Source organism: Burkholderia sp. Bp9090 (assembly GCF_003857985.1).
GTDB lineage: Bacteria > Pseudomonadota > Gammaproteobacteria > Burkholderiales > Burkholderiaceae > Burkholderia.
In genome coordinates, this window is sequence record NZ_QTPV01000026.1 from 23,420 (window position 1) to 50,410 (window position 26,991).

Sequence of the window (26,991 nt, forward strand, 5' to 3'; positions counted from 1 at the left end):
GCGATGACGACACATTTCATCGATATCAGGCTGATGCCCGATCCCGAGTTCAACGAGGCGCATCTGTTTGGTGCGCTGATGTCGAAGCTGCATCGGGTGCTGGTGCAGATGCGTAGCGACGCGATCGGCGTGAGCTTTCCGGAATACAGTGTGCGCCCGAGGTCGATTGGGCGGGTGCTGCGTGTGCATGGCAGCGCGGACGGTTTGCATTCGCTGATGGCGCGGTCTTGGCTGCAGGGGATGCGGGATCACGTGGAAATCGCGACGCTGGCGCCCGTGCCGGACGGCGCGACGAATCTGGTCGTGCGACGACGGCAGTTCAAGACCAACGCGGACCGCCTGCGGCGGCGACGGATGCAGCGCAAGGGGGAAACGGCCGAGCAGGCTGCCGCCCATATTCCCGATTCCGTCGAGCGTCGACCTAATCTCCCGTATGTGCGTCTGCGCAGCGCGAGCACGGGGCAGGTGTTTTGCCTCTTCGTCGAGCAGGGGGGCGCGGTGGGCGAGCAGGTGCCTGGGGCGTTCAACGTCTATGGGCTGAGCCAGGGGGCGACGGTGCCTTGGTTTTAACCCTTTTCTTGGGCTGATTTGGTTGGCTTTTGAAATCAATGGGTTAGCGAGAGGGTGGAAATTTGGGTGGTTTGCCCTTTCGCGAGTGTTTGTTTTTTGGAAACAAGGGGTTGGAGAGAAAATGGGCCAGTTCGCTGCCGCGTAGGCAGCTCAGAAAGATTGCCATTTGGGTGATGGGGTGGCGGAAGAGTTCGCTGCCGCGTAGGCAGCTCAGAAAGCATCTGCCAACGAGACGGGGGCGGAAGGGGCATTCGCTGCCGCGTAGGCAGCTCAGAAAACCGAAAATAGCCGCGCTGATGCGCTGACGGAGTTCGCTGCCGCGTAGGCAGCTCAGAAATCTAAATCAGTAGATCAAGCCTCAATGGCAGAGTTCGCTGCCGCGTAGGCAGCTCAGAAAATGCGCAGCGGCGTGCCGTAGAACGGGCGATGGTTCGCTGCCGCGTAGGTAGCTCAGAAATACTGGAGCGAATGACCATGGACGACCAACAAGTTCGCTGCCGTGTAGGCAGCTCAGGAAATGAAGATCACCGATGACATGCTGACGGAGTGGTTCGCTGCCGCGTAGGCAGCTCAGAAATAACAACCGCTCCCGCTACAGGAGAAAGACCGGTCCGCTGCCGCGTAGGCAGCTCAGAAACATGCGGAAATATCACTGGTGGCGCTGATGTTCCTGCTCGGCCGGCTGTTGGCCATCACATGCCCCAAACCTTGTTGTAGCTACATTGTGCCCCATTTTGGCTTGAGTGCCATTGGCCGTTTTGCAACATGCGTCGCCGTCGGGGACGCGGCTCGGTGGGGAGCGCACGCGACAATGCCTGCTCGAGCAACGCTTCTTCGCGGCCGCGCGCACCGACCGGCGCAGCCGGCATGCCCATCATGATGGCTGCGCCGTATAGCCCTGTGCACGGTGCTGCGCGCGCCCAGCCCATGTCCGCCGGCGCCGCCGCGAGCTCGCGCGACACCGGCTGCCAGTCCGGGCCCCTCCCGTCGCGTCGCAGCCCGCGGAAGTGCCGGCGCAGCCAGCCGAGCTAGGCGCTCGGCGCTGCGATCGACGTTATGTGCGGTCTTTGAGCTGCCCAATACCACGTCCAGTCGGTAACGCGCGAGGGTTGATCGGTTACTCATGCGACAGTCTTATCCGCGCTGAGCACTATCTTGGCTGCAAGATCGAAAATGTCGCGTGGATTACGTCGCTCCCGGGTGCGGAGTTTGTTGGTACGGTAATTTCTGTCGTGGCCACATTACTATTAAAAAATCAATTCGATGCCGCGTGGGTTGGCCGCTACGTCAACGACCACGGTATTACGTCTACCGATATATTGATCAAGGTTATGTGGGCTATTTTCCTTGCTGGTTCATTCATCTGGGCATATCGCTACGTACGGAATCGTCACTCGCTCGATAGCTATCGGCGCTCGATAGTGGCGATGGCGATGCGGATTAAACAAGCTGGAGAACAAGACATAGGAAAAAACGCTCAAATTCGACGGTCGCGCGCACAGTGGCGATCCGGCAGAAGGAACTGGCAGCGCTGACACAAGTAACTTCCTTCGGACTCTCGGAGACTTTGCATAATTATCACTCTAGTCGGCCGGTGTTGACTCGGAGAGTTGTGTTTGAGATCGATATAGCTGGACTTGCCCCTGTATCTCCGGACACGCGCTAGAACAAACTCGCCAATATTGCGATCAGGTGTTCGACAGATGTCCGTAATGACGCCATCTGCGAAGACCTTGCCCTCCCACATCTACATTTCCTTGCCGACAGCCAGAAGTGGGGTAACCAGGGCGAAGGACGGAAACTTTACAGGTACATCGTATTCGTGACCAAGTTCGAGAAGTCGACCTTTCAGCAACCAGCGACAATCGAAGTGCCGACCCTCGATGACCAGGGGGCAACCGAAGTGCGTACCCGGATTTACGAATACCGGCCCCTTTCGTCCTCCTTCGGCCATGGTTCTGAGCCGAAGACGAAGTACCACATCGGGTTGCATCAGACTCCCTCCCTGACCATGGTTCACCTGAACTCACGTGGAGAGCGATATTTCAAGGCGCTATACGGCACTTGTCGATGAGTAGCTGTTCATAGTCGAATGATCAAGTGTCTGCAGTGGGACTGAAAATTGCAAGTCTGAATCTCCTCTGCTTTTTGTGGAGGTCGCCGGATGGCGGGCGTCTAGGTGCCAGAAATGGCACTTAAAAAAACAGATGCGCACTTACTCGTAAATTCGTGCTTTCATAGATACTATGAGGTCTTCCGCAAGAAGAAAACGTAGTGCGCGATTAACCCCGGGGGTAGGATGCACCTAAAAAAGCTAGCCTTGCGCAATTTTCGACGCCTGCGCAACGTCGTAATTGATCTCGCTTCGGATATCTCAATTTTCGTCGGCGCGAATAACAGCGGAAAGACGTCCGTTGGCCATGCGCTGCAGCTCTTCACTGAGCGGGGAAAGTTCAGCGTCCATGATTTCAGCGCCGATCAGTGGCCGCAGATCGTTGCGTACGGCGAAGGCGATGCCGATGCGCTCCTGCCCACGATCGAGGCCGATATCTGGCTGGAGATCAATGCTGACGACATCCACCGGGTGGTTGATCTGCTGCCCAGCCTGGCATGGGAAGGTTCGCTGGTGGGGATGAGGGTGGTGTTCGCACCCATCGATTCCGAGGCGACCCGCGCGCGGTACGCCGAGGCGCGTCGACGCGCACTCGAGGCTGTTGCCGGCGGAGAGGGCCTTGAATTTGATCCCTCGCCGCACAATTTGCAGGACTATCTGCGCGACCGGTTGAACGACGAATATGAGCTTCGCCACTACGTGCTCGACCCCACCCGGTTCGACGCGAACATGGTCGCACAGCAGGATTATGCCCCCGTGCCCCTGACCGGGCGTGATCGCAGCGGGCGCGACATTCTCAATGGTCTGCTGCGCATCGACTTCCTGCATGCGCAGCGGCATCTTGCTGACGCGCCGGGCAGCGCGCGGGCGGAGACCCTCTCGCGCGTGCTGAGCCGCTTCTACGAACGCAACCTCGAGCAGAAGGGCGAGGATCTTGTGGCGCTGCGGGCGCTTGCCGAGTCTGAGGTTTCGCTGAACGAGCATCTTGAGCGGGTGTTCGAGCCGACCCTGCAGCGTCTGGCGCAACTCGGTTATCCCGGTCTCAGCAATCCGCGGCTCGTGATTCGCTCGGCGCTCGATCCCGCATCCATCATGAGCAGCCCGCACGGCGCGCGGGTGCATTATGCGCTCGGCCCGGACGACGGCGCACCGGAGCCGCCGACACTGCCCGACAGCTACAACGGTCTTGGCTTCAAGAACCTGATCTTCATGGTGGTCGAACTCCTTGACCTTCATGCTCAATGGCTTGCGATCGAGGATAACAGGCCGCCTGTGCATCTCATCTTCATCGAGGAGCCTGAAGCCCATTTGCACGCCCAGCTTCAACAGGCCTTCATCCGCAAGGTGATGTCCATTCTCGCCTTGGGCGCGGAGGATCGAACACACTATACAAGCCAGGTCGTCGTCACGACCCATTCAACTCACATTCTGTACGAGCGCGGTTTCCGGCCAATTCGCTATTTCCGCCGCAGCCGCGCCGAGCATGTCTCGACCTCGGCCGTGCTGAACATGTCGGTGTTCTACGACGCAACCGACCACGATGTCCGGACTTTCCTCGAGCGCTATCTAAAGCTCACCCACTGCGACCTGTTCTTCGCAGATGGGGCGGTGCTTGTGGAAGGCAATGTTGAACGGCTGCTGCTGCCGCAGATGATCGCCAATGCGGCGCCACGCCTGCAGTCGACATACCTGACTGTTCTCGAGATAGGCGGCGCCTTCGGCCATCGCTTTAAGGCACTGATCGAGTTCCTCGGTCTCACGACCCTCATCATCACGGACCTGGACAGCGTCTTCGGGTCCCCGGCGCCCGTTGCTGGCGCTTTAGAGAACCGAGCGGATACCGCGGCACAGGCGCAGGCTGGCGACGAGGGGGCTGAGCCCGAGGAGGAAGATGAGGACGACGAAGCTGCTGAAGCCGGTGCCGCAGCAGAAGGCAGGCCCGGCAAGGTATGCATCGCGGGTCATCCCGGCGCTGTGACCTCGAACCAGACCCTGCTGCAATGGCTGCCGAAATGCGACACCGTGGCCATGCTTTGGGATGCTACAGACGACCAGAAGACGCAGGCACGGAGCGCGAACAGCGAGGCAATCGTGCGCGTCGCCTATCAGTGCCGCACCAATGTGACATGGGCAGGTGAGACACAAACTTTGGCCGGTCGCACGCTCGAAGAGGCATTCGCACTCGAGAACCTCGCCTGGTGCCAGGATATCGCGCGCAAGCCTCTGCAGCTTCGCATCGCCCGACCCGACAACAAGAATCTGACTGAGCTAACCCGTCGCATCCATCGGCGGGTCCAGGCGAAGAGCTTCAGCAAGACCGATTTCGCCCTGGCTCTGTTGGCCGAGGATCCGACGCAATGGTCGGTACCGACCTATATCGCCGAAGGGCTGCGCTGGCTCGAGGGCGAGATTGCCCCGCCGGTCGAGCCTGATGACGGCGATCAGGAGGGGCAGCCGGCTGGTGATCCCGTCATCGCCGCGGTGGTAGCATGACGAGCCGCATCGGCAGCCCGGACACTCAGGCCGACATCGATGTCCGCGATTGTCTCGCTCAGGTGCCTCCGCGCTCGTTCGTGATGGTGGCAGGCGCAGGATCGGGAAAGACCACATCGCTGATCAAAGCGCTCGCGCATCTTGGCGAGGCGCGCGGAAAGGCGCTGCGGCGCGCGGGTCAGCAGATCGCCTGCATCACTTACACGGAAGTTGCGGTCGGCGAGATTTCCGCCGACGTTGGCATAAGCCCGCTATTTCATATTTCGACCATCCACAGCTTCCTGTGGTCGGTCGTTCGCGCGTTCCAGTCAGACATCGCTGTCTGGGTCATCGGCCGTATTGAGGAGAAGATCGCCGAGAAGCGCGTCCATTGCGACAGACCTGGTACACGGGCCGCGACCAGGGCGAAGCTGGAGCAGGAGATAGCCGGTCTCGAAGCCGAGCTCGAGGCGGTCGGTCGGGTCGAGAAGTTCATCTACGGAACGGGCAGCCGTTACGCGGAAGGCATTCTCGGCCATGACGACATCCTCAAGTTGACCCCGGCGTGCATTGAGAACCATCCCTTGCTGCGCGAGATTGTGGCGCGGCGGTTTCCCTATATTTTTGTCGACGAGAGTCAGGACACTCAGCCTGTTGTTATCGAAGCGCTTCGGCAGATCGCTGGCGAGCAGCCCCTCTGCGTCGGCTTTTTCGGCGATCCGATGCAGAAGATCTACGGACACGGAACTGGTGCGATCGAGCCGCTACCCGGCTGGGCCGAGATAACCAAGCCGGAGAACTTTCGCTGCCCGACCTCGGTCCTGAGCGTGGTCAACGCGGTGCGTGCGGCGGGCGACGGTCTAGTCCAGACCCGTGGACGCACTGTGACCGTTGATGGACAGGAGCAGCCCGTGGTCGGCACTGTCAACGTATTCATCCTGCCAAGCGATGATCATAGGACTGCACGGCTCGGTGCCGTACGGGCATGGCTGGCCGCGCAGACCGGCGACGATCTGTGGACCAGCGACATGCGTGACGGCGATGTTCGGTTGCTGGTGCTTGTGCATCGCATGGCCGCCAGGCGGCTCGGTTTTGCTGCGCTTTATTCGGCGCTAAACGATCGCGCGCCGCAGAGCCTGAGTGAAGGCATTGCCGACGGGTCAGCGTGGCCGCTTCGGCCATTTGTTCAGCAACTGCTGCCGCTGATCGTCGCATCGCGTGCAAATGACCAGTTCACGATCATCTCGATCCTCCGCGCAAACAGTCCCTGCCTGGAACCAGAGCGGTTGCGCGGGCAGGCAGTGGCTCCTGTCCTCGCCGCCCTTCAGCAAGCAATCGAGCAACTGGCCGCGCTGCTGGCCGACGGATCAGTGGCGACGGTCCGCGACGTCCTTCGGCACGTCCGGAACACCGAGCTGGTGGCGCTCGACGACCGCTTCGCCGTACACCTCATGGATGACCCGGTCGACGACGGGTCGGCAGGATTTGGCAACGTTGCTGCGTTTCTGGGATGCAATGTCGGCGAACTCTGGGCGCATCGTAGATATATCCTAGAAGAGTCGCCATTCGCGACCCATCATGGAGTCAAGGGCGCGCAGTTCGAGCGCGTGCTCGTGGTACTTGACGACGAAGAGGCCTCTTATAACCAATACTCTTACGGCAAATATCTTGGCTATACACCCCTTTCCGACACTGACGAAGCGAATGTCGCAGAGGGGAGGGAATCGGTGCTCGACCGCACGAGGCGGTTATTTTATGTCTGCTGCTCGCGTGCGGTGAAGGATCTGGCAGTGGTGCTGTTCGCCGCTGATGTGGCCGCGGCACGCACTGCCGTGGTCGAGGCCAGACTGTTTCCAAACGCTTCGCTTCATGGAGTTGAGCAGCTCAGCTAAATCGTAAAAAATTACGCGATTTGCTCGGCATTCGGCGGACAGTCGTGTTGGATAATCGCTCACTCGATTATCCGACGGCGCAACCGCTGATCGTGGCAAGAGCGGACTTTGCGCTGCAGCCATCGAATGACCGACACGGGGCGGCTATCCTCGTCGCAACCCAGTCGATGGAACGGATTTTTGCTTTACATTGGAGTATTCATGCCAGCGAGGTCTGGGATAGCAATATCGGAATTCGGCGGGAGGATGAACGTTGCGATATCGACGACGATCCGTCCCACGGCCTCGACGGTTTTTGGACACCCGACAAAGACGGATTCTTGCTGTTGGCTTTTCCAACCTTTGTCGTTGATGGAGGTGAGGCTTTGTAGGTGCCTGAAATCAGCTGCGCAGATTGATTTTGTACTTGGGGCGGCCCGAGGCTAGGCGAACTTGTCGAGTACTCGGAACGGCGGCCCACGATTTCCCGCCAGCGTGATTCGAAAAGATCAGGCATGCAAGTTTGTTGGCTGGGCGTTTGCCGGCTACATGCCAATAATTATGCGATATATTTATGATGAGACCGCCTGTTCTGTACAAGTACCGCCACTTCAATGATCGGACTATCGAACTGTTGTGTGCCGATCGCGTCTACTATGCTGACCCGAGCACATTCAACGATCCGCTCGACACAAGACCATGTGTCGAAGCCGATTGCGATATCAGAACGCTCGAGCGTACCGTTCAGGAAATGGTGCGAAGGCGCGTCAACGCGGAGATGCGCGCTGCTGCGGATGCGGTCAAATACCGTGGCCCGAAAACGATGGCGCACATCGAGAAGCATAGCGAGGCTGCAGCGCTGAAGATGATCGACACGCTGCAATATCAAGCATCGGACCCGGAGTATTCCGATGACGTGCTGGATGCGTACACTTTCGTCGTCACAAGGGCCATCGAGGACGAGTTGCTGCGTCAGTACAACAAGGGAATTCTGTCGCTCGCAAGCCGGCATGACTGCCCGTTGATGTGGAGCCACTACGGCGATCAACACCGCGGTCTGTGCATCGGGTACGCGGCCCCAACTCACGAACAGGCGCCTGATTGGGCCATAGAGTTGCACGAGGTCGTGTATGGCGGAGACCGGAATGTGCGCGCGAGCCTCGTTGCCGCGATGGTACTGGAAGACAATGCACAGGCGCGGAGAGAGGTGGACTCGGCCGTTCTTTTGCGAAAAGCACCCGATTGGCAGTATGAAAAGGAGTGGCGTCTGCTCGGCTCGCGCGGCGCATCAGACTCGCCGCTGGAGATGGTCGAAGTCGTATTCGGTATGAGATGCGACAGCACTGTCATGCACACGGTGGCGCGTGCTTTGAGCGGGCGCGACAAGGAAGTAAGGCTATACGAGATGCACGAGGTCCGCGGAACCTTCGAGCTCACGCGAAGCGAAGTGGACGTAGGCGAACTGTCTGCGTACTACCCCCGGCGCGCGCAGACCATTTTCGAAGAGTTTGCCCCTTTCACGGAGCAGGACGACGAATCGCCTTGCTAGAGGCAAGGCTGCATGGATTCGAACCGCGTGCCGATGGCGGCTATTCTGCCGCCTGCCAGCCGGGGCGAACGTCGTGGTTGCTTTCGGCTTTACGCGGAACGCGCGAGAAACATCGTGACGGTACGTGTGACGGTATGGCCGTCACGCAATCTCTCTGTTTGCCTCGTTTCTCGGGATGGTTTAAACAAGAGCTGCAGTGTCGTCCATTGCGATCGCTGCGAAGCCGAGGAGTGCCGACAGAATTTTTCGGTATCGCTGGCGGTATCGGTGGGATGGGAACTCGCGGAGCCGCTGTCATATAAAGGCTTCGACGTGTTGATTGACAATCGAGTGGGCTTGATCTGCCGCGTTTAGTACGGTGACGGTGTAGAGAATCTGTTCCAGCTACCTCCAAGCCTACACGCCAAAGAGCGGAGCGGTCGAAGCTCTCTAGCGTTAGGAGCGTAACTGGGGGGTTACTCGCCGATACCAAGATCATCGAGAAAATTACGGCCCCCACAGTCTGAAGTGGGTCGCCATTACGAGCTACCTCACGGCCCGATGTAGTAACCCGCGTGTCGTTTGATTGATAGGCTACCTGAAGCAACTCCGGACGATTGTCGCGGTGGAGGCACTGATACCGGCAAGCGCAGATGACCAGGTCACGTGACGTGCGTTGTCCGGTGTTGGAAGCCAGTGTCGCTTTCACCGCGCCGAGCCCCCGAGCTTGTCGGCTTCAGAATCCGCCAGGCGATCTACGGCCCAAATATCCCACGTGTACGGAACGCCCACGGATACGCGTCGACACATCAACACTGCGCAACCGACTCGCAGTGTGTTGCGTATTAGCGACATGGGCGGTCGATGCACTGCGTCCTGATATGCGAGGGAACTTTGTCACATTGTTTTGGTGAAAATTTTTTAGGTAAGAGGGGAATTGTTAAATAAAAAATGATCTCATCGTCATAATGTGAATGATTGGTGCAAGTTTTTTTGAGCATCGCGCGTTGCTGCTATGCGCAAATTCCGGCACTTAGGAATGGTGTTGCTGATCCGCGCTTTATCGTGTGGATGCATAGCGGCGCGAGGGGCGTGACATATGACGCCCTACCTGGTCAGCCACGAAGGCCGAGCGCTTTTTCTTCGATCAATCCATGGTGGATCGGGGTGTTGTTAAGCTTATGGCTATTTGTGGTTGAGGAAAATGTTTAGGCGAGTCGAAGTATCTATTAACTGAGCGAATTTGATCCGAACCGACCCGACAGCATTAGCGGCAAGCGCACAGTCATCGCTCGTCCGGTATTCGTTTGCGTCTTGCAATCCCTGACAGTGCGCGGGAAGGCGTTTCGGTAGATTGCGGCGTGAGGGGCCGCTATTCCACCGCAATCTCAAGTTAAGAAAAATTGAGAATCTTCGGCAGCGTTGCGTTCGACGTTAGAGAGCGTCCCTGTACTTGTGCAAGGCGTTCCGATCCATCTGCTTGACGTCTAAAAAAGCGTTGCCGTATCCATGAATAAGAACCAATATCGTCTGGTGTTCAGCCGCGTGCGCGGCATGCTGGTAGCGGTCGAGGAGACCGCTCATGCAACGGGGAAAGTCAGCGAGGGAGAGGCACCGCGCTCCGTTGCCAATCGCGCATTGAGCGCTTTGGCGAGCTTCGCCTTGCGTCATGCCGCGTTCGCGGTGCTGATTGCGGCCGGCGTTACACCGATGTGGGCGAGCGCTCAGGTCGTGGGCGCTGGTGCCAACGCACCGTCAGTCATCCAGACGCAAAACGGTCTTCAGCAAGTCAACATTACGAAGCCTAGCGGCGCGGGTGTGTCGCTGAACACCTATTCGCAGTTCGATGTGCCCAAAGTCGGCGTTATCGTCAATAACTCACCCACGCTGACGAACACGCAGCAGGCGGGGTACATCAACGGCAACCCGAACCTTAGCCCGAACGGTTCGGCCAAGATCATCATCAACCAGGTCAATAGCAACAACCCTTCACAACTGAAAGGTTTTGTCGAGATCGCCGGCCAACGCGCCGAGATGATCATTTCCAATCCGTCGGGATTGGTGGTCGATGGCGGTGGCTTTATCAACACCTCGAGAGCAATCCTGACGACTGGCACGCCAAACCTGAATGCGGACGGGTCGCTGGGTAGTTTCAGTGTGACACGCGGCCTCATCACGGTACAAGGCGCAGGCCTGAACGCCACGAATGTGGATCAGGTCGACCTCATTTCCAGAGCCGTACAGGCGAATGCAGCCATCTATGCCTCGAACCTGAACGTGATCGCTGGCGCGAATCAGGTCAGTCACGACACGCTCCAGGCGACTCGAATTCAGGGGGATGGTGCAGCCCCTGCCGTTGCAATTGACGTGGGTCAATTGGGCGGTATGTACAGTAATCGAATTTTTCTGGTGGGAACCGAGGGGGGCGTCGGGGTCCGGAACGCAGGGACGATCGCGGCCGATGCGATGGGCCTGACGTTGACCACAGATGGTAGGTTGGTGCAGTCGGGCAAGATCAGTTCGGTCGGCAACGTCGCGGTATCCGCCGCGGGTGGAATCGAGAACAGTGGCACGACCTATGGCCAGCAGTCGGTCTCGCTGAATACCGGCGCCGATGTGACGAATACCGGAACAGTCGCCGCGCAACACAACGTGGGCGTGACGGCGGGTTCGCTGAATTCGACGGGCCTGCTTGGCGCGGGCGTGAACAGTGACGGTACCGTCACGCAAGCCGGCGATCTCCAAGTCACGACCACGGGCCAGTTGAACGCGACCGGCAAGAATGTCGCGGGCGGCAATGTATCGGCGACCGGCTACGGCGTGAACCTCGCCGACAGCACGACGGCTGCGAACGGCAACCTGTCGCTGAACGCGACGGGCGGCGACGTGAATCTCTCGAACGCGACGACGAGTGCGCAAGGGGTGGTGACGGCCAACGCCGCAGGCACGGTCATCAACGATCACGGTAGCCTGACGAGCGGTGGTAGTACGACGCTGACGGGCGGCAACGTATCGAACCAAGGCGGCACGGTGTCGTCGCAAGGACCGTTGTCCGTGACGGCCGCCGGGCAGATCGCCAACCAGGCCGGTGTGCTCGTGTCGGAAAGCACGATGGCGCTGCGCGGCGGTAGTGTCGCGAACAACCAGGGCACGATCCAGAGCGCCGGCCATGCGACTGTCGACGGTGTAACGATCGACAATACGGCCGGCCGCATTACATCGCTCAATACCGATGGAATGGTGCTGACGGCAACCGGCCAGCTCACGAACGTGGCAGGCACGACCGCAAACGGTGCGCAAGGCGGTGTGATCGGCGGCAACGGCGATGTGACCGTCCAAGGCGGCAATATTGCGAACCACGCCACGATTACATCCAATACCAATCTTCATGTTTCCGGGCAATCGGTCGACAACAGCGGCGGAGCGCTTCAAGCTGCCCAGGGCGTGACGGTCGATGCCGGCACGCACCTCGCCAATAGCGGCGGCAGCATCGTCGGCCAGACGGCTGCGTTGAGCGGCACCACGCTCGACAACAGTTCCGGTACCGTGCAGGCGGATCAGGTTTCGTTGACCGCAACCAACGTGGTGAACCACGGCGGCACGATCACGCAGACCGGGACCGGCACGATGGCCGTCAATGTCGCGGGTACGCTCGACAACTCGAGCGGCGGCACGCTTCAGACCAACAGCACCGATCTGAAGCTCGCGCCCGCGGCACTTGTGAACGACGGCGGTACGATCACGCACGCCGGCACCGGTACGTTGACGCTCGGCAATGGATCGGGCTCGGTGTCGAACATCGGCGGCAAGATCGCCAGCAATGGACATATCACGGCACAAAGCGGTTCGCTGAACAACACGTCGGGTTCGATCAATGCCCAGGCCGGGTTGACCGCTGCGGTTGGTGGCGTGTTGAACAACACCAACGGTAAGCTGCTGTCCAATACGGACCTGGGCATCACCAGCGGCACGCTGACGAATGACGGCGGACAGATCGGCGCGAGCATGAATGCGACCATCCATACCAGCTCGATGACCAATCAGGGCGGAACGATTGTCGCGCCGAACTTGTCGGTGACCGCCGATTCGACGCTCGACAACAGCGGGGGAACGCTCGAAGCGAACCAGATGGCGCTGACCACGCCGAACCTGACGAACCATGGGGGGACGATCACGCAGTTTGGATCGTCGGCGATCGGCGTCAATGTGAGCGGCACGCTGGACAACTCCGCGGGCGGCGTGATTCAGACGAATAGCACGGACCTCACGCTTGCTCCGGCCCAACTGAACAATGCGGGCGGCACGATCACGCATGCCGGCACGGGCACGCTGACGGTCAAGCCCGGCAACGGCGCTAGCGCGCTGAACAATGCAGGCGGCACCATCGTCACCAAGGGCCAAGCGGTGGTTGACGCGAGCACCTGGGACAACTCGGGCGGTATCCTCGCCGCACAGGGCAGCATCACCGGCACGATCGCGGGCGACGTGAACAACGCGCAAGGGCTGGTCCGTGCAGGCGCATCCCTGTCGTTGACGAACGGCGGCGCGCTGGTGAACCAGGGCGGACACATTCAGGCCGGCCAGACGGCGGCGGGCGATGCGAGCACGCTCAGCATCCAGTCGGCATCGATCAACAATGCTGATGGCTCGATTGCTGACCTCGGCGCCGGCAAGATGACCGTGCAGGGCGGCAGCCAGATCACCAACAGTCACGCGGGCGGCGTCACGGGCATGGGCGCGATCACCGGTAACGGCGACGTGACGGTCAGCGCAGTATCGATTTCCAACACGCAGGGCGGCCAACTGAGCGGCGCAAACCTCCACGTTCAAGGGACGACCCTGGACAACAGCGGCGGGCAGATCGGCAACGTCGCGAATTCGAGTGGCGATGTGGACGTGACGACGACCGGCACGGTCACGAACACGAACGGGCAGATCAGCTCCACGCATGACCTGACGGTAACGGCTCCGACGCTGCAGGGCGGCGGCACATACAGCGCGGCCCACGATGCCAACGTGAACCTGCAGGGCGATTTCTCGGTGACGCCCGACTATCAGTTCAACGTCGGTCACGATCTTGCGTTCACGTTGCCCGGCACGTTCAACAATAGCGGCAACGTGCAATCGGTCAACAACCTGAACGTCAATGCAGGCAATATCGTCAACTCGGGCGCACTGTCAGCAGGCGGGTTGCTGCATACGCAATCGGGCAATCTGACCAACACTGGTGCGATCGTCGGCGGTAGCGTGTCGCTCAATGCAACGGGCACGGTATCGAACCTCGGACCGACGGCGCTGATTGGCGCGTCGGACAGCAACGGCACGCTTGAAATTCTCGCGAATGACATTGAGAACCGCGACGATACGACGGCGACCGACACGATGGCGACGACGGCCATCTTCGGTATGGGCAAGGTCGTACTGGCCGGTGGCAAGGACGCCAGCGGCAACTACACGAATGCGGCCCTGATCAACAATTCGTCGGCGTTGATCCAGTCCGGCGGCGGCATGGAATTGCATGCCGACAAGATCACGAACACGCGTCGCGTGATGACGACTTCGACGGGCTCGGTCGATCCCGCGACGCTGGCGCAGTTCGGCGTACCGATCAAGGGCCAAACGGGGCAGGTCGGTGTCAAGGACCCGACGAGCATCGGCGGCGTGTATACCGATCCGCCCCACGGCGGTCAGTGGAACAGTACGTATCAATACACGACCTACTACGCGGATAGCGCGACCGCGACGACCGTGACCAGCATCAGCCCGGCTGCTCAAATCGTGTCGGGCGGCAGTATCAATGCATCAACGGTCGCCAGCCTGCAAAACTACTGGAGCAGCATCACGGCCGTTGGCAATGTCCAGATGCCGAAGAGCTACGATGCCAACGGGTGGGCTGCCACCGGACAACAGGCCCCGAGCGTGACGGTGTCGTACTCCGGGCAGTATCACTACAACAACTACGACAACAGCGAATACAACTGGCAGTTGCCGTTCGGCAATGCGCCGTTCGTGACGAGCCGTCCGGGCGGCTATACGCAGGCGGCGCCGGCATCGGTCAAGCAGTACTCGCTGCCGAGCTACGATTCGACCTTGGGTTCGAACGGGACGATTTCCGGAACCGGCGTGAGCATTAACAACACGGCGGGCAACGCGTCGATCCCGTCGCTGGGCTTGCTGCCCGGGCAAGCCGTACCCGGCCTGACGATCGGTGGACTGAGCGGCAGCGCTACCGGCACGAAGTCGGGCGCCTCAGCAGTGCACGGTGGTGTGACCACGGTCGATCCGGTCATCGCGAGTGCGACCGCATCGAACGTGCTGAACAACCTGACGATCCCGCAGGGTGGCTTGTTCAAACCGAACCCGTCGCCGAACGCGAGCTACGTGATCGAGACGAATCCGGCGTTCACGAACCAGAGGAATTTCATCTCGAGCGACTATTTCTTCAGTCAGATCGGCGTTGACCTTACTCACATTCCGAAGCGCCTGGGCGACGGCTTCTATGAGCAGCAGTTGGTCCGTAATCAGGTCACGTCGCTGACCGGCCGTGCGGTGCTCGGTCCGTACACGGATCTGCAGTCGATGTACCAGTCGCTGATGGCGGCAGGGGCTTCGCTCGAGAAGTCGCTCAACCTGCCTCTGGGCGCGAGCCTGTCGGCGGAGCAGGTGTCGCAGCTCACGAGCAACGTGATCATGATGGAGACACGCGTTGTTGACGGGCAGTCGGTGCTGGTGCCGGTCGTGTATCTCGCGAAGGCCAATCAGCAGAACGTCAACGGTCCGCTGATTACCGCGACTGACCTCGATCTGAAGGACGCACAGAACTTCACGAACAGCGGCACGGTGAAGGCGGACAACGCGCTGTCGATCCAGGGCAAGCAGATCGACAACGCATTCGGTGCGCTGCAGAGCGGCGGGCTCATGTCGTTGACGACGACGGGCAATGTCGATTTGACTTCAGCTAAGGTCAAGGCTGGCAGCCTGAACCTGAATGCAGGCGGCGACCTGATTCTCGATACCGCAGTGAAGACCGACAAGCGGGTCAGCCGCGACGGCGCAACAAGCATCACGACGACACTCGGACCGACCGCCCAACTCGACGTGACGGGGGATGCGGCGATCAAGACGGGCGGCAACTTCCAGCAGAACGCGGGCAACCTGTCGGTTGGTGGCAATCTCGGTATGAATGTCGGGGGCGATTGGAATCTGGGTGCGGTGCAGACTGGCGAACACAAGATCGTGCAGCGCGCGAACGGTGTGTCGAATACGGACATCAACAACGTAGTTGGCAGCTCGGTGAAGGTCGGAGGGCAATCGAGTATCGGCGTCGGCGGGGACGTTACTGCGAGAGGTGCGCAGATCGATCTCGGTCAGGGGGGCACGATCGCGGCCAAGGGTACCGTTACGCTTGGCGCTGCAAGTGCAACCTCGACGGTGAACAGCAACAGTTCGGGTAGTGATAGTCACGGCAGTTACGCCGAGACACTGCACACATCGGATCAGGCGCTTACCGGAGCGATGCTTAAGGGCGGAGACACCATAACGCTTGCGTCGGGCAAGGACATCACGATCAGCGGCAGTACCATCAACCTCGACAAGGGCAATGCAAACCTGCTGGCGAAGGGGGACGTGAATGTCGGTGCGGCGACCGAAACGCATACGATCGAATCGCACGAAACGCATAGCCATAGCAACGTAGTAAGCGGCGTGAAGGTCGCAAGCGGCACAGACCAGACCGCAACGTATAGCAAGGGCAGCACAATCTCGGCGGATGGGATTACGGTCGAAAGTGGCCGGGATATCAACGTGACGGGAAGCAACATCGTCGGCACGAACGACGTAAGCCTTGATGCGGCGCGTAACGTGAATATCACCACGTCGCAGGACACGGTGCAATCGTCGTCGTATTACGACAAGAAGGAAAGCGGCTTGCTGACCAATGGCGGGCTGTCCGTGACCTTCGGTAGCCGCTCGATGGGCCAGGCGGACCAATCCAAGCAGGTGACGAACAACGCAAGCGTCGTCGGCGCATCGTCCGGCAATGTGTCGATCAGCGCGGGCAAGGACGCGACCATCACCGGCAGTACCGTAGTCGCCGGTCAAAATCTCGACGTGACCGGCCAGAACGTTGTTGTGAATTCGGCCTATGACACGTACAACGACGCGCAGTCGCAGCACTTCAGCCAATCGGGCTTAAGCGTCGGCGTGAACGGCGGTGTGGTGGGCCTTGCTCAGTCGATGGCGAGCACGGTTCGTCAGGGCGTGCAGTCTGGCGATTCACGTTTGGCAGCAGTGCAAGGTGTAGCGGCAGCCGAGCAGGCTTATCAGAGCCGTGATGGATTGAAGAATGCGGCCACTGCCCTGTCGAACGGCAACGTCCGCGAAGCCGCGAACGGCGTTCAGGTTCAATTGAGCATCGGATCGAGCCACAGCAGCAGCAACGAGACGACATCCATCACACAGGCCAAGAATTCGTCGCTCATCGGCAACGGCAACGTGCATGTGACCGCGACGGGCACGCCCGACGCGAACGGCAACGCACAACCAGGAGCCGGCGATATCACGATGACCGGTGCGAACGTGTTGGGTAAGAACGTGTCGCTGGATGCGAACAATGCGATCACGCTGCAAAGCGCGCAGAGCACCGAGCATGACACGAGTTCGAACAGTTCGTCGGGCTGGAACGCGGGCGTCGGAATCGGCGTCGGCAAGCAGACCGGGATCAGTATTTTTGCGAACGGCACGAACTCGCACGGCCAAGGAAATGGCAGCGCCGTGACGCAGACCAACACGACCATCGCGGCGGGCAACACGCTGACGATGAAATCGGGCGGCGACACAACGCTGACGGGCGCGCAAGTGTCAGGCGACAAGGTGAGGGCTGACGTGGGTGGCAATCTCACGATGACGAGCGTTCAGGATACGTCGAATTACGCGAGCAACCAGCATAGTGCGGGTGCGAGCGGTAGCTTTACGTTCGGCTACGGTGGCGGTGCCGAAGTGTCGATTGGACACACCGGCATCGATGCGAACTATGCTTCGGTCAATCAGCAGACCGGGATCGTTGCCGGCAAAGGCGGGTTCGACGTGAACGTGGCGAACCATACGCAGCTCAACGGCGCGCAGATCGCGAGCGCAGCCCCTGCCGAAAGCAATACGCTGACGACGGGTAGCCTCGGGTTCAAGGACATCCAGAATTCGATGTCATACTCGGCATCGTCGGAAGGCTTCTCGACTTCGAGCGGTCCGAGCTTCGCGCATACGGGTGATAACGCGAGCGGCGTGACGAAGGCAGCGGTGAGTCCGGGGACGATTACCGTCAAGTCCGATCAACAGAATGGCACCGACAGCACTGCAGGCTTGTCGCGCGATACCGCGAACGCGAACCAGACCGTTAAGAACACGTTCAACTTGCAGCAGACACAGAACGATCTGGCGTTCGCGCAGGCGTTCGGCAAGGCGGCGACCTTCGCGGTCGCTGAAGCGGCAACGCAGCTTGAGAACAGCAGCCCGCAAATGAAGGCGTTGTTCGGTGAAGGCGGCGCGGGACGCGACGCGCTGCATGCGGCGGTGGCGGCGATCGGCGCAGCGCTGTCGGGTGGCAACATCGGCGGCGCGGTGGCGGGTTCGCTCGCGGGCGATGCGTTGCAGTCGCTGGCGCAGCCAATTATCGATCAGGTGGTAAGCCAGTTGCCGCTGGATGCGCAGTCGGCTGCACGCAAGGCACTGAACGAGGTCGTTGCGACAGCAGGCGGTGCGGCGGGCGGCGCGTTGGCCGGTGGTGGTTCATCGGGGATGCTCGCGGGAGCAGGCACGGCGGCGAACAATGAGCTTTACAACCGTCAATTGCACGAAAGCGAAGCGCAAAAACTCCAACAGCTTCAGAAAAATCAGTCGCCCCAAGAGCAATACCGCCTTGCCGCAGCGGAGTGCTCGCTTGTGCATTGTGCAGACAACATCCCGGACAGCGATCCGAACAAGGCCGTGCTGCAAAAGATGCAGAATGACGGCGCGCAGTTCACCTACGAGCAAGGGGTACTGAAGAAGGCCGGTGCGTTCGATGGGTACGGCAAGCTCGATTCACTGTCCGATGCCTATGATCGGAATCAGATTTCCAATCGTCTTGTCGGTGCTGTGCAGGGTGTCGGAAGTACCGCAGCGGGAATCGGCGCTGCAACAGGTGGCTGCTATACGCTCGTTGCTTGTATCGCTGGGGCGGCAGTAGCTGGCGTGAGTTTCGATTACGCAAAGGCAGGCTTTACGCAGCTTGTGAACGGTAACCCGACGCCAACCTATGGCGAACTGGCATTGCAGAGTTTGGGGATGAGTCCGGGCGGCGCTGCGTTGACTTACGCAGGCTTGGGTCTCGGCGCGGCAGTCGGTAGCGTGGCTGCGAATAATGCGGCTGCACAGGCAGCGGCGAAGGGCGTACCGCAATCGGTTGAGTCGATTCAAGCTGGGATCAAGTACGACCTGATGCAGCAAGTTGCTGATTTGCGCGCATCGCTGACCGGTACTCCTAGAACAATGGGAAATATGGGGGTTGCGCAGATTAGCCTTCCTGGGGTTCAGTCAGAGATGGCTGCGTCTAGTCAAATCACCAATCCAACCGCCGAGCAACGGGCACTTGGGTTTGTTGGGATAGGACCTGATATTTTCTCTAGCACGGTTGTTCCTTTGCCAAACGGATATCCGCTGCTGCGGAATGTAGACTCGGAAGCGAAAATATTGAACAACGTCGCCGCTCAACTCGGCGACAATACGTCAGTTAGTGGGGTGATTAATCTTTTCACGGAGCGGCCGCCATGCACAAGCTGTTCAAATGTGATTCAGCAATTTCAAAACAAATACCCGAATATTAAAATTAACGTCATGGACAGCAATGGCGTGTTGAAGCCGTCTAAATAGGAGGTGGCATGTTGCACGACGAACGGGTTCCATACGAAACCCTTAAAACATGGGCCTTGCAGAGTTACTTCGAAGGGTGTCGTGACTTGGCAATTGGACAAGGGTGGCCTCACGGTCAAATTATGGGGTATGTGTCGTCCGCATTCGAGGATGGTTTTGATCGAGATATCGAAAATTTGATGTGGAATGTAATTCTCTTTATCCTCTCCGGCGGAATGCATCCCGATGTTGAAGATGGAATCAAGAGGGTTATTCTCGACAAGATTTATTCTATTGGGCTAAATAATCTTTTGCAAGGCGTGCCGACCGAGGAGGCCGAATTGTTCCGGCATGATTTGCGAATTCTTAAATTTATCCCGTGACGACACAAGCAATGGCGATAGCGATTGGGAAATTTTCGATAGCGTCGCTCGTCGTGATGGTGTCGCTTGCGGCATGCGAGACGGTGCCGCCCGACGCGCCGGCGCGCCCGCCAGCCAAACCAGAGATGTCGCCCATTCTCCCCTCATGGTCGACGATGACGTGGGTGATGGGTTTCTGGAAATGGACAGGTACGGAATGGGTCTGGATTCCCGGTCACCTTGCCCCCAAGCCTTAAAACAACTTCAACACACGCATCCGAATGAGAATTCGTTCGTCCGCCGTCCTACTGTCGATTGCCTCCCTCGTGCCATTGACAGGATATACACAGCAGGTACCGTCCCCTGCCGACCAAGCCGCAGCCGCGCGCGCCAATGCGGAACAGGACCGGCAGGCGCAGCAGCAACGAGATGCGCAGCAGCGCGATGCGGCCGTGCGTGCCCCGTCCGTGCGCTCCGACGTGCCGAAGGTCGAAGCGTATCCGGCGCTGCCGACGGAAACACCATGCTTTCGTATCGATCGCTTTACGCTCGACGTACCTAACTCTTTGCCCGACACAACGAAGGCACAGGGCGCGTCCGCGTTACCGTTGGATCGCTTCGCGTTCGCCCGCGAATGGCTGAGCCACTACGCCGGGAAATGCGTCGGCAAGCAAGGCGTTGACGTGCTTGTCAAAGGGCTATCACAAGCGATTCTGGCGCGCGGCTACGTTACGACTCGCGTGCTTGTCCCCGAGCAAGACCTGTCGGCTGGCACGCTGAAACTATCGCTGATTCCCGGTGTGATTCGTCACGTGCGCTTCGCCGACGAAAAGCTGCGCGGCACGTGGAAAACTGCATTCCCGACCGGCGATGGCGAAGTGCTGAACCTGCGCGACCTGGAACAAGGTCTTGAGCAAATGAAACGCGTATCGAGTCAGGATGTCTCGATGCAAATCGTACCGGGAGATCTGCCCGGTGAAAGCGATGTCGTGCTCGACGTGAAGCGCGGCAAGCCGTGGACCGTCGTTGCATCGATCGACAACTCCGGCACGCGCGCCACCGGCAAGCTGCAAGGCAACCTGTCGGTCGGCATCGACAACCCGCTCGGCCTGAACGATACCTTCAACGTTGGCGTGAGCCAAGACCTTGAGTTCGGCGACAAGCGGCTCGGCTCGCACGGCTGGAACGGCTTCTATTCGATTCCGTGGGGTTACTGGACGGCAACGCTATCGGCGTACACGAACACCTACTACCAGCAGATCGCGGGCGTGAATCAGGCGTTCATCGCGAGCGGCAACTCGAAGACGGTCGATCTCAAACTGGCTCGAGTGCTGGCCCGCAGCCAGAACGACGTGCTCGGGGGGTACTTCCGGTTGTCCCGCCGTTTCGGCAAGAGCTTCATTGAGGATACGGAAATCTCGCAGCAGCGCCGCAACAACACGATTGTGGAACTCGGCCTGACCGACCGGCACTACTTCGACGGCGCGCAATTCGACGGCTCGCTCGCGTATCGCCAGGGTGTCGGCGGATTCGGCGCGCAGGACGACACACTGGCGACGAGCGGCCCGACTTATCGCTTCAAGATGGCCGTACTCGACGCGAACCTGTCGGTGCCGTTCGCGATCGGCAAGCAGCCGTTTCGTTATGTCGGCACGTTTCACGGCCAGTACACGGGAGATACGCTGTACTACCTCGATGACCTGACGATCGGCAGCCGATACACCGTGCGTGGCTTCGACGGGGAAACGATGCTGGCGGCGGCGCGCGGGTTCTATTGGCGTAACGAGCTACAAATGCCGATCGGCCAGACGGGGCAAGCGGCGTATGCGGGTCTCGACTATGGCCGCGTATGGGGGCCCCAGCCGATTGTGCTCGTTGGTACGCAGTTGGCCGGTGCTGTCATCGGCGTGAAGGGAAGCATCGCGACGCGCTATGGTGCCTACGCGTATGACCTGTTTGCGGGCACGCCTGTTTATAAGCCATCCGGCTTTCCGACTGCACGCGTCACGATTGGATTCCAGCTGACTTCGCAGTTTTAAGTGGGGGGGCTCCTGTAATGGAAGACAGGCGGTTGGATGAATCGAATGTGTCGAACGTCACGCAACCGGTCCGGCTTCCGCCACGTCACCCGTGGTTGAACCGTAAGCGTCGCGCGATGGAAAAAGTGCGACAGGCATCCGTCGAGCCGCCCACACCCGAGCGGACGCCTGTTCCTACTACCGAGCCACGAATTATCGTGAAGCGGAAGCGGCGGCCGGTTTTCGATTGATATTTCGAGTTTGATTGGCCGCATCTAGGCTCCCCTCCGGGTCTAGATGTTTTGCGCGGTAAGCAGTGTCTCCGTGCCTTTTTATGCAGAAACTACACCGAGTGGCTTGGGTCAAGTCATACAGGTGGGGTGTTTTTTATTTTATTAGTTATCTTTAACAATTGAGAGAAAAAATGAAGAAGCTGGTACTGGTTGGTCTAATGGGCTCGGCGGTTCTGCTGGCGGCGTGTGGCGGCGGTGATGGAAGCAGCGGCGGCGCGACGTCGGGAAGTTCGACGGGTTCGACCTCGCAAACCGCGTCGAATACGGACGCCGCGTTTTCCTGCCCGGCTGACTACAAAAAGCTGACGCTCACAAACAGCAGCGTCGTCGCGAACGTGAATATGAATCTGACGACCGACGACGGCATTGCGACGCTGACAATCAAGACGCCGTCTAACGGCATTACCGGTGATTTCACGGTGTGCCTTGGGAAGCCGAATCCGACGCCCGCTGGAGTGACGGCAGACTACACCTACGAGGTGAAGTCCTCAGGCGATCTCCGCTCAATGGCATCCTCGACGTTGGCTCTGAACTTTACGACGAATGTCAAACCCACCCAAAACCCACCGGTTATCGAATACGCGAACGTGTCGGGCGGCACCGTAACTTACCAGTCGGTGCTCCAGGGTGCATCGGTCTCGGTTGCGCCGAACTACAGCCTGTCGGCAAACGCACAGGTCGCTGGCTACTACGTGGTGCGTCTCACGAAGTAACGCCTCGATTTCTATTTTGATGTGCCTCGTTTAGGTGCTCCGGACGCGGCAGTTGTCGAGTCTGCGTCCCTCTTTCAGATATGGATTCCGTTGATGCGCAACGTAGTAATCGGAAGTCTGGTGGTGTTCTTCACCACGGCGGCGTTCGCTGAGTATAGCGAGACCTGGGTGAGTCCAGGCGAATTGAAGAGTTTGGAGGCGGGGCACAAGAGTGCGCGCGCTAAAACGGCACTTGTAACAGGATCGAAGCAGCAAGCATCTTCGTCGCGATCCCAAGGACGTCCTTCGAACCAGCCGCCTTCAGATCCAATCGCGGCATTTGCTCGCGACGACCGTGGCGCTCATGAGCAGCGGAAATCTCGGCCAGCCTCGGCGCGGCCTCATAAGCCGACGGCCGTTCAGCAGAAGGTGAGGAGAGAGGACGTTGGAGAAAGTCACCGCAGCAAGGCGGTTACCGCGTCGATGGTGTGATGGAGGGTACCGCAAGACAGACCACCGCGGCGGCTGTTACTTAGTCGCTTCTTCAAAATGATGAAACGACCCCCCCGTTGATGTTGCTGTACCGATTGCTCAAATGTTGCTTGACTGACTGATATGGCTCGAAACTCCCCCCGTCGAACGAAGCGTAAGCCGCTCACCAAGGAGCAGCTTTTGCCGATGTCGAACGATACAATTCGAACGCTGTCGCTTGAAGGTCATGTCGCATTGTCCGTTCTGCGCAGCGGCCAAGGCGATGCGGTACAAATCGGCCGGCTCGCACAGATCGTCTATCTGTCGTATTTCATGCGTGACGTGACAGCAGCTGGTTCCGACATCGAGCAATTTCGGATCGCCGAGATTATCGTAGAAGACTGCGTGACCAGAGCACTCAACGGCGAACGATGGGTGTTGAAGGACGAGGACTTTGCCGCTGTCGAGCGTATCTTGCTCTTGTACGATGCTCAGCTCGCGGCTGCGCCCGCGTATCGATTTGCGGATGCGTGGCAGCAGTTTCAGCGCGTGATCGTCACGCATTACCGGACGCCCATCGAAGGATCGCGTATTGACGCATCGGAAATTGGCATCGATGCCGTCAATGCGCTGATTCAATGAACTCCGCGGCTGTTCGATCGTAAGGTTACGTTGACCATGGAGCAGACAACTGAGGACGGGTGCCAAGTTACGGATCGGCGCTGCCATGCCCCACAGAAATTCGCCCGTTGCCCTGAATATCTAGAGTTTTGACGATTGCGATGTCCAGAACAGTCAAGTCATTGCTGCCCGGTACACGTCGAACGAATCATGAGACGACACCGACACGACGCTTCGATGCCACGGTTGGCGCGATCACCGCGAAGGAACCCGTCGATGACGCGCTGACCGAAGACGTGGATCTAACGGATTACCTGATGCAGGCGTGGTACGAATTGATTCATCTTTCGCCGACGCCAGTACCGCGATGTCCGCATTGCGACGGGCTGCGCATTCGTCCCGATCGACCGTCCGGCAAGAGTAAGCTCCCGATCTATTTTTGTCATGCGTGCAAGAAGAGCTTCAACCGGCTGACCGGTACGCCGTTTGCAAACCTCAAGAACCTCGCAAAGGGCACGGAAATGATCCCGCTGCTGTCGCGGCAGATGTCGTTGTTGCAGGCAGGCGAACGGTTGGGGCGCACGCAGAAGGCCGTACTTTCGTGGTTGCTAGCGTTTCGCCGCTATCTGCTCGAACTCGATCCGTCCGGGCGGTGGGAGGCCCGTGTTCGGCTCGGCGTGCGGGTCGCGCCACGTGCGCGTTGTACGAGATGCGGCTTCGAGGGTGGCTTCCTTGCGGGTGGATTTGATCCTCAGCGGCGGCGGCGGATTCGTTGCCCGAAGTGCGGGCGCAGCCGGCTCCTGGATGTATTGCAGGACCAGGGCGAGGGCATCAAAGGCGAAGTGATCCACGATGCTATCGACACGGCAATTCGAGCGCGCCATAAGGTGCATCCAGAGATGCCGGTGCCAGTCGTGGTGCGTGCGGCAAGCGTCAGTGATGCAGCGCTCGAAGTGAAGGCTCCGGATCGCGTTCTGTGGAGTGAGCTGGAACTGCCAGATCGTCGACTGCCCCCGGGACCTGTCGAGCGAGTTGAGGATACTGTGCTGAGCAAGTTCCTGCTCGAGCGGATCGAGGCCGCATTGAGTCACAGCGCCATACCTCCACAGTGCCCGTGGTGTAGCAGCGAGCACACGGAATATCATCCGCAGCAGCGGCCGAACGGATTGCCGGGCTTTCGATGCCGCACATGTCTGGCCTATTTCACGCGAATATCGAACACGCCGCTGAATGGCCGGCACATGCGCAAGCACGCTCTGCAGCTGGCACGGATGTTGGGATGGCGGGAGACCAGTAGGGCTGCGGCCATCGAGCTTGGCATTGACCCAACGACGGCTCATCGTTGGGTGTATGGCATGCGTCAATGGTTGCTGAAGCTTGATCCGAGCGGTCGCATGGAAGAACGAGTGAAGCTAGGCGTTGGCAGGGAATCGATTGTGTGCATGTGTGAGAAATGCGGGCATACAGGGCCGATCCAACTGTCGGGCCCGACGAACCGTCCGTTGGCTGCGAACGGCGAACGACAATACAAGTTTCGGTGTGGCGGTTGTTCACGTCATAGTCGAACGTGGCTCTCGCCAGTCGACCGCGGCGTAGCGTCATAGGTCGTCAACACCGGGCGCTTCGAAGGTGCGCATTTCGAAGCGTAAGCTTTAGGAGGGCGAGGTGCTGACCGGACGAGCCGGTAAGTGCTATCGGAATGAGCAGACTCGAGGTGGCCTCGCAGTTGTGTGCGGCTGGCAAGCGCTTCTGATTCGATGACGTTTTCTGATCGTCGAATGTGCCGAAAGAGCTCTCTGTCGGCAAATCCCTCTGTCTCCATCTCGATGAAGGGGCTTCTAGCGGTAATGGCAATGGCTCTGTTTTAGCCGATGCGGTGATGAAGAGGGGTAGATACTTACAAGCCAGCTTTGAGTTTATCGAGATGATCAGCCCAATGCTGCATCATCCTGCGTCGTTCAGGTAAGTATTCGGCATGAACGTAGGCTGCTGTTACCTGATTGCGCTCCGCATGCGCGAGCTGACGATCTACGACGTCCCGGCTGTACCCTAGTTCACGTAACATCGTGGCGGCGAGTCCACGGAAGCCATGTCCTGTCATGCGCGATTTGTAGCCCATGCGGTAAAGCGCGAATAACATGGTGTTGTTCGAGATCGGTGCACGGCCATGTACGCTATAGAACACGTGTGGCCGGTCGCCATTGATCTGCCGGAGTTGCTCTAACACCACCAGCGATTGCCGTGACAGCGGGACAATATGTGGGTCCCGCATCTTCATTCTCTCGGGCGGGACTCGCCACTCTGCAGCAGCCTCGTCGAACTCGGCCCATTGAGCGCGAATCATTTCCTTCGTGCGGACAAAGGTGAGGGCCATTAATTCTAGCGCCAGCCGGGTAACTGGCTCACCTGGGTACGCGGCGATGTCGCGCATGAGCTGTGGGATCTCCAACGGCTTGACCCTGGCCATGTGCTGCACGCCCGGCCCCTTTTTTAAGATCGTTTCCGCATCGATGTCAGCAGACGGGTTACGGGTGCAACGGCCAGTCATGATGGCGTACTGGAATACGGCGCGCGAACGCTGCAACAGTCGCTTGGCGGTTTCCCGGACGCCCCGTGCTTCGATTGCGCGGATGATCTCCAGCATTTCCGGCGCTTCGATGCTGGAGATGGGGCGTGAGCCGATCTTCGGGAATGCATCGATTTCCAGCGAGTGGATGACTTTCTCAGCGTAGGTCTCGGTCCATCCTGCGCGCTGATTGTCGAACCACTCGCGCGCAACTGCCTCGAACGAACTAGCGGCTGCGATGCGCGCCGTTCGTTTGACTTCTCTCTTTGCTTCATTGGGATCGATACCCGCCGCAAGCTTTTCCCGAGCCTCGTCCCGCTTTTTGCGTGCGACTGCTAGTGAAACGTCCGGGTACACGCCGAGTGCCAGCAACTTTTCCTTGCCGTTGACGCGATATTTGAGCCGCCAGTAGCGCTGACCGGCCGGGGTAACGAGCAGGAACATTCCGCCGCCGTCGAACAACTTCACAGGCTTGTCGCCAGCTTTCGCGTTCTTGACGGCTTTGTCGGTCAAGGGCATGGGGGTATCCC

At 59.3% G+C, this 26,991-nt stretch carries 16 protein-coding genes and 1 CRISPR repeat array; of the genes, 14 read left to right on the top strand and 2 right to left on the bottom strand.

Translation table 11 applies throughout. The features are described 5' to 3' along the window. Positions 1–3 precede the first annotated feature (3 nt). From cas6f to DIE16_RS22490, 9 genes are all read left to right on the top strand, one after another. Positions 4–570 (top strand): type I-F CRISPR-associated endoribonuclease Cas6/Csy4, encoded by a 567-nt coding sequence (gene cas6f / locus DIE16_RS22445; protein ID WP_124893436.1) that lies wholly within the window; start codon positions 4–6, stop codon positions 568–570. A gap of 130 nt (positions 571–700) precedes the next feature. After that, a CRISPR array of direct repeats spans positions 701–1,207; the repeat unit is 27 nt; unit sequence TTCGCTGCCGCGTAGGCAGCTCAGAAA. Positions 1,208–1,679: 472 nt separating this feature from the next. Then, positions 1,680–2,105 carry a hypothetical protein gene (locus DIE16_RS22450; protein ID WP_124893437.1) on the top strand — a complete coding sequence of 142 codons (426 nt, stop codon included), beginning with the start codon at positions 1,680–1,682 and terminating at the stop codon, positions 2,103–2,105. Between the two features lie 785 nt (positions 2,106–2,890). Beyond that, a complete protein-coding gene (locus DIE16_RS22460; RefSeq protein ID WP_409364463.1) occupies positions 2,891–5,176 on the top strand; it encodes an ATP-dependent nuclease in 2,286 nt (761 codons plus the stop codon). Then, a complete protein-coding gene (locus tag DIE16_RS22465; protein WP_124893439.1) occupies positions 5,173–7,047 on the top strand; it encodes a UvrD-helicase domain-containing protein in 1,875 nt (624 codons plus the stop codon). The genes DIE16_RS22460 and DIE16_RS22465 overlap by 4 nt, the downstream gene beginning before the upstream one ends. A 47-nt stretch (positions 7,048–7,094) precedes the next feature. Beyond that, positions 7,095–7,418, top strand: coding sequence for a hypothetical protein (locus tag DIE16_RS22470; protein ID WP_185735502.1), 324 nt, complete (start codon positions 7,095–7,097; stop codon positions 7,416–7,418). A 182-nt stretch (positions 7,419–7,600) separates the two neighbouring features. Beyond that, positions 7,601–8,575 (top strand): DUF2971 domain-containing protein, encoded by a 975-nt coding sequence (locus tag DIE16_RS22475; RefSeq protein ID WP_124893441.1) that lies wholly within the window; start codon positions 7,601–7,603, stop codon positions 8,573–8,575. Between the two features lie 12 nt (positions 8,576–8,587). After that, positions 8,588–8,929: a hypothetical protein gene (locus DIE16_RS22480; RefSeq protein ID WP_124893442.1), complete on the top strand. Its 342-nt coding sequence runs from the start codon at positions 8,588–8,590 to the stop codon at positions 8,927–8,929. Between the two features lie 1,134 nt (positions 8,930–10,063). Next, positions 10,064–19,459 carry a hemagglutinin repeat-containing protein gene (locus DIE16_RS22485; protein ID WP_124893443.1) on the top strand — a complete coding sequence of 3,132 codons (9,396 nt, stop codon included), beginning with the start codon at positions 10,064–10,066 and terminating at the stop codon, positions 19,457–19,459. A gap of 8 nt (positions 19,460–19,467) precedes the next feature. Further along, entirely contained in the window at positions 19,468–19,821 is a 354-nt protein-coding gene (locus tag DIE16_RS22490) for a hypothetical protein (protein ID WP_260434429.1), read from the top strand. Here DIE16_RS22490 and DIE16_RS37200 read toward each other — a convergent pair. Continuing rightward, positions 19,811–19,957, bottom strand: coding sequence for a hypothetical protein (locus tag DIE16_RS37200; RefSeq protein WP_260434430.1), 147 nt, complete (start codon positions 19,955–19,957; stop codon positions 19,811–19,813). The genes DIE16_RS22490 and DIE16_RS37200 overlap by 11 nt on opposite strands. Here DIE16_RS37200 and bcpO point away from each other — a divergent pair. The 5 genes from bcpO (at position 19,905) to DIE16_RS22520 (ending at position 25,499) form a co-directional block, all read left to right on the top strand. After that, positions 19,905–20,057: a CDI system lipoprotein BcpO gene (bcpO, locus tag DIE16_RS22495; RefSeq protein WP_231151932.1), complete on the top strand. Its 153-nt coding sequence runs from the start codon at positions 19,905–19,907 to the stop codon at positions 20,055–20,057. The genes DIE16_RS37200 and bcpO overlap by 53 nt on opposite strands. 24 nt (positions 20,058–20,081) lie before the next feature. Next, a complete protein-coding gene (locus DIE16_RS22500) occupies positions 20,082–21,839 on the top strand; it encodes a ShlB/FhaC/HecB family hemolysin secretion/activation protein (protein ID WP_124893445.1) in 1,758 nt (585 codons plus the stop codon). Between the two features lie 403 nt (positions 21,840–22,242). Next, on the top strand, positions 22,243–22,824 hold the full coding sequence (locus DIE16_RS37205) for a hypothetical protein (RefSeq protein WP_124893447.1): 582 nt from the start codon (positions 22,243–22,245) through the stop codon (positions 22,822–22,824). 657 nt (positions 22,825–23,481) lie between these two features. Next, a complete protein-coding gene (locus tag DIE16_RS22515; protein ID WP_243895233.1) occupies positions 23,482–23,916 on the top strand; it encodes a hypothetical protein in 435 nt (144 codons plus the stop codon). A 140-nt stretch (positions 23,917–24,056) separates the two neighbouring features. Next, positions 24,057–25,499, top strand: a complete 1,443-nt coding sequence (locus DIE16_RS22520) for a DUF746 domain-containing protein (protein ID WP_260434431.1) — start codon at positions 24,057–24,059, stop codon at positions 25,497–25,499. Positions 25,500–25,792: 293 nt separating this feature from the next. Here the strand turns inward: DIE16_RS22520 and DIE16_RS22525 are convergent, their stop codons facing one another. Continuing rightward, on the bottom strand, positions 25,793–26,980 hold the full coding sequence (locus DIE16_RS22525) for a phage integrase central domain-containing protein (protein ID WP_124893450.1): 1,188 nt from the start codon (positions 26,978–26,980) through the stop codon (positions 25,793–25,795). Positions 26,981–26,991: the final 11 nt, after the last annotated feature.